Genomic DNA, 9,634 nt, shown 5'->3' on the forward strand with positions numbered 1-9,634 from the left:
CCGATGTCGCCGCATCGTGCACCCATAAGCGATTGCCCTGCCCTCCAGAGGAGAGTGAAGAGTCCGCCGCCTCAAAACTCGTTGGCGATTTTCGACAGCATCGCGAGCAGGGCTGCGCGATTGGCCGGGCCCAGGAGCTCGTTGAGCCGCGCCTCGTGCTTGGTCGCGACTAGCTTCTTCGCCCGCGTCAGCACGGCCTTGCCCTTGTCGGTCAGCACCAGGATGTGCGAGCGGCGGTCGTTGGTGGAGCGGATCCGCGCGCAGAGGTCGCGGCTCTCTAGATTGTCGAGCATGGCCACGAAATTCGGGCGCAGGATGCCCAGCGTCGAAGCGATTTCGGTCTGGTTACGGCCCGGATTCTTCTCGACCAGCAGCAGCACGGAGAACTGCGCCGGCGTGAGCTGGAGCGAGGCCATGCAGCGCAGGAAGTTCTCGAACACCTTGAGCTGCGCCCGCTTGAGCACATAGCCCAGCTGCTCGGAGAGCTCGCCGAGCTGGAGGGCTTCGGAGGTCCCTTCAGGCGCGTCCTTGCGGACCTTGATCGCCTCGGCCGGTTTTTCGAAGGTTTTCGAAACGGTCATCGCCTCATGCTCGCAATCCCGCTAAGTTCGGGAGGGTCGCCCGCCACTCTTGATGTTATATTTGATAATTGTTATGGACTATATCAAATATCGTCAGCGTTTTTCAATGGCTGTAGTCGGACCATCCACCGCAATCGGGGACGGGTCCGGATCTTGAGGGGGAGCGTCCGGTCTTGAACACCACTATCATGCTGTTCCTGCTGCAGGACGGCATCACCAATGGCGCGATCTATGCGCTGCTCGGCCTGGCGCTGGTGCTGGTGTTCGCCGTCACCCGCGTCATCCTGATCCCGCAGGGCGAGTTCGTCACCTATGGCGCGCTGACCTATGCCTCGCTTGCTGCCGGCCAGATGCCGGGCACGGCAAAGCTCGCGCTCGCCATGGGCATCGCCGCCTTTGTGTTCGACCTGTTCGTGGCACGGCAGGCGCTGCACGCGCGGCTGATCGTGCGCGCCTTCCTCGCCAACATCGTGCTGCCGGCGATCGTGCTGGCGGTGACGCTCTATTTCGCCGGCCAGAAGCCGCCAGTGGCGATCTGCATTGTGCTGTCGCTGGTGATCGTCGCGATGATCGGCCTTTATCTCTACCGCATTGCGTTCCAACCGCTGGCGCACACCTCCGTGCTGGTGCTGCTGATCGCCTCGGTCGGCGTCCATCTGGCGCTTCAGGGACTGGGCCTGCTGTTCTTCGGCGCCGAAGGCCAGCGCGGGCCTGCCGTGCTGTCGACCTCGTTCGCCGCGGGCGCGCTGCGTTTCACCGGGCAAAGCATCGCGGTCTACGGCATTACCATCGCCTTCATCGTCGGGCTGTGGCTGTTCTTCGGCCTGACGCTCTACGGCAAGGCGCTGCGCGCCACCGCCGTCAACCGGCTCGGCGCGCGGCTCGCCGGCATCCGCACCTCGTTGTCGGGACTGATCGCCTTCCTGCTTGCCTCGGTGATCGGCGCGCTCTCGGGCATTTTGATCGTTCCGATCACCACGCTGTATTACGACAGCGGTTTCCTGATCGGCCTGAAGGGCTTCGTCGCCGCGATCATCGGCGGCCTCGTCAGCTATCCCCTGACGGCGGTTGCGGCACTCTTCGTCGGCATCGTCGAGGCGTTCTCGTCGTTCTATGCCTCCAACTACAAGGAGGTCATCGTTTTCATGCTCTTGATCCCCGTGCTGCTGCTGCGCTCGCTCGCCGCGCCCGCGGTCGAGGAAGAGAAGGACTGACGCTAAGATGCAGAGCCGGCTTCCCATCCTCATCTTCGCGCTCGTGATGGCGGCGATCCCGCATCTGCCGGGCATGCCGCCGTTCTGGATCGTGCTGCTCGACAATATCGGCCTCACCGCGCTCGTCGCCATGGGCCTCGTGCTCCTCACCGGCGTCGGCGGCCTGACCTCGTTCGGGCAGGCCGCCTTCGTCGGCTTCGGCGCCTACACCACGGCGGTGCTGTCGACGACCTACGGCCTGTCGCCCTGGCTGACGTTGCCGTTGTCGCTCGTGGTCAGCGGATTGCTGGCGGTGCTGCTCGGCCTGGTCACGGTCCGCCTCTCCGGCCATTATTTGCCGCTCGGCACCCTGGCCTGGGGACTCGGGCTTTTCTACCTGTTCAGCAAGCTGGAATTTTTGGGCCGCAACGACGGCATCTCGGCGATCCCGCCGCTGTCGGTGGGCTCGTTCAAGATGCTCTCTCCCGGTTCGATCTATTATGCGATCTGGGTTGCGGTGATCCTCTCGGCGCTGCTCACCATGAACCTGCTGGATTCCCGCACCGGCCGCGCCATTCGCGCGCTCCGGCGCGGCCACGTCGCGGCCGAAGCGTTCGGCGTCCAGACCCCGCGCGCCAAGATGCTGGTGTTCATCCACGCCGCGGTGCTCGCCGGCCTGTCCGGCTGGCTTTACGCCCATCTCCAGCGCGCGGTGAACCCGACGCCGTTCGGCGCACAGGCCGGCATCGAATATCTCTTCATCGCGGTGGTCGGCGGCGCCGGCTATGTCTGGGGCGGCGTGCTCGGCGCGGCGATCGTCGTAGTCCTGAAGGAAGTGCTGCAGAGCTATCTGCCGCTGATCCTGCCCGGCTCCGGCCAGGTCGAGACCATCGTGTTCGGCATCATGCTGGTGGCGCTGCTCCAGCTCGCCCCCGGCGGCGTCTGGCCCTGGCTGATGTCACTGCTGCCCGAGCGCTCGGACGGCAGGAAGCCGGACACCTCGCTCAAGCTCGAGGCGCGCACCCGCGCACAGAGCCAGTCCAACGTCCTGCTCCAGGTCGAGAAAGCGCGAAAGCAGTTCGGCGGCGTGATTGCGGTGAATAACGTGTCCTTCGACGTCCAGGCCCGCGAGATCGTCGCGCTGATCGGGCCGAACGGCGCCGGCAAGAGCACGACGTTCAACCTGATCACCGGCGTGCTCTCGGCCACGTCCGGCTCGATCTCGGTGCTCGGCAAGAAGGTCGACAACGCGCCGCCGCAGGAGATCGTCAAGCTCGGCATCTCCCGCACCTTCCAGCACGTCAAGCTGGTGCCCGACATGACCGTACTGGAGAACGTCGCGATCGGCGCGCATCTGCGCGGCCACTCCGGACCAATCTCCTCGATGCTGCGGCTCGACCGCGCCGATGAAGCCAAATTGCTTGCAGAAGCCGCGCGCCAGATCGAGCGGGTCGGGCTCGGCGAGCAAATGCATCAGCTCGCAGGCAGCCTGTCGCTCGGCCAACAGCGCATCGTCGAGATCGCGCGCGCCCTGTGCGTCGACCCGATGCTGCTCCTGCTCGACGAGCCGGCCGCGGGCCTTCGCCACATGGAGAAGCAGCGCCTCGCCACGCTGCTGCGCGATTTGCGCGACGGCGGCATGAGCGTGCTGCTGGTCGAGCACGACATGGGCTTTGTGATGAACCTCGCCGACCGCATCGTGGTGCTCGATTTCGGCACCAAGATCGCGGAGGGCACGCCGGCCACGATCAAGACCAATCCCGAAGTGATCAAGGCCTATCTCGGAGTGGCGGCATGAGCGCGCTGTTGTCCGTCACCGACGCGCATGTCGCCTATGGCAAGGTCGAGGCGGTGCGCTCGGTCTCGCTCGAGGTCGGTGCCAACCAGATCGTCACCATCGTCGGCGCCAACGGCGCCGGCAAGACCACGCTGCTCTCCGCCATCATGGGCATTTTGCCGCTGAAGGGCCGCGTGAGCTTTGCCGGACAGGACCTGGCGCGACTCGATATCGAGGACCGCGTCGCCATGGGACTTGGGCTCGTCCCGGAGCACCGCGAATTGTTCGTGACCATGAACGTCGAGGACAATCTCGAGCTCGGTGCCTTCCGCATCGAGAAGAGCAAGGCTAAGAGATCGATCGAGCAGGTCTATACGCTGTTTCCGCGGCTGAAGGAGCGGCGCAAGCAGCTTGCCGGCACGCTCTCCGGCGGCGAGCAGCAGATGCTCGCGATGGGCCGCGCGCTGATGGGCGCGCCGAAACTGCTTATGTTGGACGAACCGAGCCTCGGTCTGGCGCCGATCATCGTTGCCGACATCTTCCGCATCGTCACCGAGCTGCGCGCCAGCGGCGTCTCCGTGCTGCTGGTCGAACAGAACGCACAAGCCGCGCTGAAGATCGCGGACCGGGCTTATGTGATGGAGCTCGGCGAGTTCGTGCTCAGCGGCAAGGCCAGCGACATCGCCGCCAACGAACAGGTCGCCGCCAGCTATCTCGGCTTCCAGCACGAAGGCGCAAGCGTGTTGTGATCTCGCCGCGCACTCCGCTTCCCTTCTCCCCTTGTGGGAGAAGGTGGCGCGAAGCGCCGGATGAGGGGTATGTCTCCACGATTTCGATTGCGTGACATTCGCTCGCGGAGAAAGACCCCTCACCCGTCTCGCCGCTACGCGGCGAGCCACCCTCTCCCACAAGGGGAGAGGGAGATCGCGCCGCTCGCGTGAGGTCAAACACGATGAAGCGGCTCACAACGCCGTCTCCCCCTTCAACGCCGCCACCTCCGCCTCAAGCTCCGCGATCCGCTGATCCCTCGCCGCCAGCGCCGCTGCGACATCCGCGGCGTCGAACTTCTGCGGGATGTGCTGCGGGCAGTTGGTGTCCCAGGCCGCGATCTTGAACGCGATCGCCTGCTCGGGCCGCGCGCGATAGCCTTTCGGCATCAAGGACTGCGTCAGCGCGTCGTCGTCCTCGACCACGCGCGCCTCGCCCCAGATCTTGACCCGGCGGCGATGGGCGTAGTCCATGATGAAGATGTAGGCCTTGGGATTCTCCGACAGATTGCCCTGGCTGATGAATTGCTGGTTGCCGGCATAATCGGCAAAGGCGAGCGTCTGCTTGTCCAGCACCTTCAAGAACCCCTTCGGCCCGCCGCGATGCTGGATGTAGGGCTGGCCGTCCGCCGCGGCGGTGGCGAAATAGAAGCTGTTGGCATCGGCCAGGAAGGCGGCCAGATTTTCGTCAACCTCGGTGCGCCAGCCGCGCTGCTCGGCAAGGGCGTAGGCCTGCCGCGAACCTTTGCGGACCTGGATCGATTTCACCGCCGGCGTGAAGGCCACGTCGCTGGCAAAAGTATGCACTGCACCTGTCATCGGAACATCTCCTGAAATCCGGCACGTTCCTGCGTCTTTCGGAGTGCAAAATGGACCGTCCAGCGGCTAAAACAATCAGTCCGCTTGACACTTCATCATTGCAGCATATGCAATGATGCCATGGACCGCCTCGAAGCCATGCATGTCTTCGTCACCGTAGCCGACCTGCGCGGCTTTGCGCCGGCGGCGCGCAAGCTGCGGCTGTCGCCCTCGGCGGTGACGCGGCTGATCGCGGCACTCGAAGAGCATCTCGGCGCGCGGCTGTTGCAGCGGACCACGCGGCAAGTGACCCTGACCGACGTCGGCACGCGTTATCTGGAACGCGCGCGGCGCATCCTCGCCGATGTCGAGGAGGCCGACGGCTCGGCCCGGGATGAACGCAACCGGCCGAGCGGGCGCCTCGTGGTGTCGGCGCCGGTCGGCTTCGGCCGGCTTCATGTCGGGCCGGTCATGACCGCCTATCTCAAGCGCTATCCCGAGGTTGCCTGCGAATTGCGGCTGTCGGACCACCTCGTCAATTTGGTGGAAGATGCCGTCGATGCCGCGGTGCGGATCGGCCATCTCGCCGATTCCTCGCTGGTGGCGCGCCAGGTCGGCCAGATGCGGCGGATCGTCGTGGCTGCGCCCGGCTATTTGAAGCGCCACGGCGAACCGAGGACGCCGCAGGCATTGCTGGAGCACCAGACCATCCAGTTCGGGCCGACCAACTGGCGCTTCCTGGTCGATAACCGCGACATCGAGGTAACGCCGAGCCCGCGCTTCATCAGCAACAGTGCCGACGCAGCGCTGCAATATGCCGAGGCCGGCGGCGGCGCGACGCGGGTGCTGGCCTATCAGGCCGCCGAGGGGCTGAAGCGCGGGCGGCTGAAAATCGTGCTGGCGAAGTACGAGCAGCCGGCGCTGCCGATCCACATCGTCTATCCGACCTCGCGCCTGCTCTCGGCCAAGGTGCGCGCGTTCATCGATCTCGTGGTGGAGACGGCGGATTGGAGATTTGGGTAGGTCAACCATCTTCGTCATGGCCGGGCATAGCCGTCCGAAGGACGGCGTCGCTTCCGCTCGCCTCTGTCCCGGCCATCCACGCACCTCCGCGCACGGCGCCAAAGACGTGGATGCCCGGGTCAAGCCCGGGCATGACGGCGGAGAGAGCGGGGTTCACCCCTTCTTCGGCACCACACGGAAAGTGCCGCTGGCGCGCGCGATTACCGCATCGTCGGCCTTGACCAGGCACTGCGCGAAACAGATCGTGCTGCCGGTCTTGATCACGTCGCTCTCGACCGCGAGCCACTGGCCGATCTCGGCGGCGCCGACATAGTCGATGGACAGCGAGACCGTCACGAACGACGTCGTCCAGCCCGTCGCCTGCGCGCAGCTATAGCCCATGGCGGCGTCGGCCAGCGCGGCGATCAGCCCGCCATGGATCAGCCCGCGTGCATTGGTGTGCGGTGTCGCCAGGCGCAGCCCGATGATCACGGCCTTGTCGGTCTTCTTCGAGTAGAGCGGCTCCCAGGGATCGGTGAGCGGCGCTTTGCGGAAATGCGGCTCGAAGCCGGCCGGAATGTCGGTGAAGGTCATGTGGCGCTCGCGTTGTTGGTTGCCGCCATTGAACGCGATGTAGATGACGGTTTCACCGCCTACAAAGTTTTAAACGGAGTTTGCGCGGGTGTTTGAAACGGCTCTCATCGTCATTGCGAGGAACTCGCGATAAAATTGCAAAGCAATTTTGCGCTGATGCGACGAAGCAATCCAGAGCATCTTTCCGCAGAGGCAGTCTGGATTGCTTCGCTTCGCTCGCAATGACGATGTGGAGGGCAGCGTACGCCCCTGTAGGGTGGGCGAAGGCGCGAAGCGCGTGCCCACCATCTCGCCGCGAATGGAGACGAGGTGGGCACGCTACGCTTTGCCCACCCTACAGCACCGCCCTAGAACGGCAGCCCCACGTAATTCTCCGACAACGACGTCATCGCCGCCTGCGACTGCGTGACGTAGTCGAGTTCGGCGAGCTGGATGCGCGCGCCGATGGTGCCGGTGTCGGGAAATTTGTGCAGCATCGAGGTCATCCACCAGGAGAAGCGTACCGCCTTCCAGACTCGCGCCAGCGCCTTCGCCGAATAGGCGTCGATCCCGGCGCTCGACTTCTCGTCGTAGAACTCGCGCAAGGCGGCCGAGAGATAATGCGCGTCGGAGGCCGCCAGGTTCAGCCCCTTGGCGCCGGTCGGCGGCACGATGTGGGCGGCGTCGCCGCAAAGAAACATCTTGCCGAAGCGCATCGGCTCGGCGACGAAGCTGCGCAAGGGTGCGATACTCTTCTCGATCGATGGGCCGGTGACGAGGCTATCGGCCGCCTTCTGGTCGAGCCGGCGCTTCAATTCATCCCAGAACCGGTCATCCGGCCACTGGTCGACATGATCGTCGAGCGAACACTGCACATAATAGCGGCTGCGCTTCATTGACCGCATGGTGCAGAGGGCAAAGCCGCGGGCGTGGTTGGAGTAGATCAGCTCGTGGCTGACCGGCGGCGTCTCGGACAGGATGCCGAGCCAGCCGAACGGATAGATGCGCTCGAACTCCTCGATCGCCGAGGGCGGAACGCTGGCGCGGCTGATCCCATGGGAGCCATCACAGCCGGCGATGAAGTCGCAATCGATCTTGTGGGTGACTCCGTCCTTGACCCAGGTTACGCGTGGGTGACTGCCGTCGAAATCATGCGGCTGCACGTCCCTGGCCTCGTAGACCGTGGTGAGGCCAGCCGCCTTGCGTGCATTCATCAGGTCGAGCGTGACCTCGGTCTGGCCGTAGATCATGACCGTCTTGCCGGTCGCGGCCTTCATGTCGATGCGGTGACGGCGGCCGGAAAAGGCAAGCTCGATGCCCTCATGCACCAGGCCTTCGGCATGCGCCCGCGCGCCGGCGCCGACCTGGTCGAGCAGCGCGACGGTTCCCTCCTCCAGGAGACCAGCGCGGATGCGGCCCAGCACGTAATCGGGGCTCTGTCGCTCCAGAATGACACTGTCGATGCCGTAGCCGTGCAGCAGTTGCCCAAGCAACAATCCGGCCGGCCCCGCCCCGATGATTGCGACTTTTGTCCGCAATACTTGCTCCTTCCGATCCTGTAGGCTGCCGCGGCTCGCTTGTCGCGATCGTCCGCGAACGGTAATTATAACATATAACGGTTGGGCAAAAGGGGAGTGCTCGTCGCCGCACCGCGACAAATCCATGCAACATGGCTGACGTAGATGACGCGGGAGGGTGCGCGCCAGTTCCGGCTTGAACGCGCCGACCAATTAGATAACATGTTAATTAAAGACACCGGGCCATCGAAGCCCGTCGTCGAAAACAGGGAGAGACGACCGATGAGGACAGCGTGTCTGGCGTTGCTGCTGGCAACATGCGTGACGCCTGCGTTCGCGCAGGACAAGACCTTCGATCTGAAGATCTCGCACTGGGTGCCGGCCTCGCATCCGCTGCAAAAGTCGCTGGAAGACTGGGCAGCCGCGGTGGAGAAGGATTCCGGCGGCACCATCAAGGGCAAAGTGTTCCCGGCCCAGCAGCTCGGCAAAGCCTTCGATCATTACGACATGGCGCGCGACGGCATCGCCGACGTCACCTACGTCAATCCCGGTTATCAGCCCGGCCGTTTCCCGATCGTCGGCGCCGGCGAGCTGCCGTTCCTGATCTCGGATGCCAAGGGCGGCTCGATGGGGCTGGACGCCTGGTATCGGAAGTATGCCGAGAAGGAGATGAAGGACGTCAAATATTGCCTAGCCTTCGTCCACTCGCCCTCGTCCTTCCACTCCCGCACCAAGAAGATCGTGATGCCTGAGGACGTGAAGGGCCTGAAGATCCGCCCGGCCCACGCCACCATGGCGAATTTCGTCACTTCGCTCGGCGGGACCAACGTGCAATCGTCCGCGCCTGAGGTGCGCGACATCATCGAGCGCGGCGTTGCCGACGGCGTCACCTTCCCCTGGGGTTCGCTGGTGCTGTTCGGCATCGACAAGGTGACCAAGTACGACATGGAGGCGCCGCTCTACACCACGACCTTCGTGTTCGTGATCAACAAGGACAAGTACAATGCGATGTCCGACAAGCAGAAGGCCGCCATCGACAAGAACTGCTCGACCGAGATGGCAGGCGTGGTCGGCGAACACTGGGGTAAGTTCGAGGACGCCGGCGTCGACAAGGTGAAGGTGGAATCCAGCCACGAAGTCTACAAGCTGACACCCGAGCAGACCGCCGCCTGGAAGAAAGCCGCCGAGCCGCTGGTCAAGACCTGGTCCGACGGCGCCAAAAAGGCCGGCGCCGATCCGGATGCGGCACTGGCGGATTTGAAGGCGTCGCTGAAGAAGTACAACGCGCTGGCGGAGTGACGCCGAATTGCAGCCGCGAACTCGCTGCACCTCTCCCGCTTGCGGGGGAGGTCGGCGCGAAGCGCCGGGTGGGGGCTCTCTCCACATTGGGATCGTTCATTGCGGATACACCCCCACCCCAGCCCTC

At 64.4% G+C, this 9,634-nt stretch carries 9 protein-coding genes; 5 read left to right on the plus strand and 4 right to left on the minus strand.

Annotation, left to right across the window (positions count from 1 at the left end; genetic code table 11):
• Positions 1 to 71: 71 nt before the first annotated feature.
• A complete protein-coding gene (locus tag FXV83_RS40590) occupies positions 72 to 581 on the minus strand; it encodes a MarR family winged helix-turn-helix transcriptional regulator (protein ID WP_148745637.1) in 510 nt (169 codons plus the stop codon).
• 173 nt (positions 582 to 754) lie between these two features.
• On the opposite strand from FXV83_RS40590, the gene FXV83_RS40595 reads away from it, so the two are divergent.
• Genes FXV83_RS40595 through FXV83_RS40605 form a run of 3 tightly spaced genes read left to right on the plus strand, consistent with a single transcriptional unit; the run spans position 755 to position 4,300 of the window.
• The gene (locus FXV83_RS40595; RefSeq protein ID WP_187436522.1) at positions 755 to 1,795 is read left to right on the plus strand and encodes a branched-chain amino acid ABC transporter permease; all 1,041 of its coding nucleotides are present in this window, start codon (positions 755 to 757) and stop codon (positions 1,793 to 1,795) included.
• A 7-nt stretch (positions 1,796 to 1,802) separates the two neighbouring features.
• Positions 1,803 to 3,572 (plus strand): branched-chain amino acid ABC transporter ATP-binding protein/permease, encoded by a 1,770-nt coding sequence (locus tag FXV83_RS40600; RefSeq protein WP_148745638.1) that lies wholly within the window; start codon positions 1,803 to 1,805, stop codon positions 3,570 to 3,572.
• Positions 3,569 to 4,300: an ABC transporter ATP-binding protein gene (locus tag FXV83_RS40605; protein WP_148745639.1), complete on the plus strand. Its 732-nt coding sequence runs from the start codon at positions 3,569 to 3,571 to the stop codon at positions 4,298 to 4,300. The genes FXV83_RS40600 and FXV83_RS40605 overlap by 4 nt, the downstream gene beginning before the upstream one ends.
• A 213-nt stretch (positions 4,301 to 4,513) precedes the next feature.
• Here FXV83_RS40605 and FXV83_RS40610 read toward each other — a convergent pair whose 3' ends face one another.
• Entirely contained in the window at positions 4,514 to 5,137 is a 624-nt protein-coding gene (locus FXV83_RS40610; RefSeq protein WP_148745640.1) for a pyridoxamine 5'-phosphate oxidase family protein, read from the minus strand.
• A gap of 120 nt (positions 5,138 to 5,257) precedes the next feature.
• Between FXV83_RS40610 and FXV83_RS40615 the strand changes: the two genes are divergently transcribed.
• On the plus strand, positions 5,258 to 6,139 hold the full coding sequence (locus tag FXV83_RS40615; protein ID WP_148745641.1) for a LysR family transcriptional regulator: 882 nt from the start codon (positions 5,258 to 5,260) through the stop codon (positions 6,137 to 6,139).
• 153 nt (positions 6,140 to 6,292) lie between these two features.
• Here the strand turns inward: FXV83_RS40615 and FXV83_RS40620 are convergent, their stop codons facing one another.
• Positions 6,293 to 6,712 (minus strand): PaaI family thioesterase, encoded by a 420-nt coding sequence (locus FXV83_RS40620; RefSeq protein ID WP_148745642.1) that lies wholly within the window; start codon positions 6,710 to 6,712, stop codon positions 6,293 to 6,295.
• 347 nt (positions 6,713 to 7,059) lie between these two features.
• The gene (gene pobA / locus FXV83_RS40625) at positions 7,060 to 8,229 is read right to left on the minus strand and encodes a 4-hydroxybenzoate 3-monooxygenase (protein WP_148745643.1); all 1,170 of its coding nucleotides are present in this window, start codon (positions 8,227 to 8,229) and stop codon (positions 7,060 to 7,062) included.
• 261 nt (positions 8,230 to 8,490) lie between these two features.
• On the opposite strand from pobA, the gene FXV83_RS40630 reads away from it, so the two are divergent.
• Positions 8,491 to 9,507, plus strand: coding sequence for a TRAP transporter substrate-binding protein (locus FXV83_RS40630; RefSeq protein ID WP_148745644.1), 1,017 nt, complete (start codon positions 8,491 to 8,493; stop codon positions 9,505 to 9,507).
• Positions 9,508 to 9,634: the final 127 nt, after the last annotated feature.

This window comes from Bradyrhizobium hipponense (genome assembly GCF_008123965.1).
Classification (GTDB): domain Bacteria; phylum Pseudomonadota; class Alphaproteobacteria; order Rhizobiales; family Xanthobacteraceae; genus Bradyrhizobium; species Bradyrhizobium hipponense.

Coding starts and splice junctions, on each gene's coding strand:
- FXV83_RS40590 (WP_148745637.1), bottom strand. CDS start 581: ATGACCGTTTCGAAAACCTTCGAAAAACCGGCCGAGGCGATCAAGGTC.
- FXV83_RS40600 (WP_148745638.1), top strand. CDS start 1,803: ATGCAGAGCCGGCTTCCCATCCTCATCTTCGCGCTCGTGATGGCGGCG.
- FXV83_RS40605 (WP_148745639.1), top strand. CDS start 3,569: ATGAGCGCGCTGTTGTCCGTCACCGACGCGCATGTCGCCTATGGCAAG.
- FXV83_RS40610 (WP_148745640.1), bottom strand. CDS start 5,137: ATGACAGGTGCAGTGCATACTTTTGCCAGCGACGTGGCCTTCACGCCG.
- FXV83_RS40615 (WP_148745641.1), top strand. CDS start 5,258: ATGGACCGCCTCGAAGCCATGCATGTCTTCGTCACCGTAGCCGACCTG.
- FXV83_RS40620 (WP_148745642.1), bottom strand. CDS start 6,712: ATGACCTTCACCGACATTCCGGCCGGCTTCGAGCCGCATTTCCGCAAA.
- FXV83_RS40630 (WP_148745644.1), top strand. CDS start 8,491: ATGAGGACAGCGTGTCTGGCGTTGCTGCTGGCAACATGCGTGACGCCT.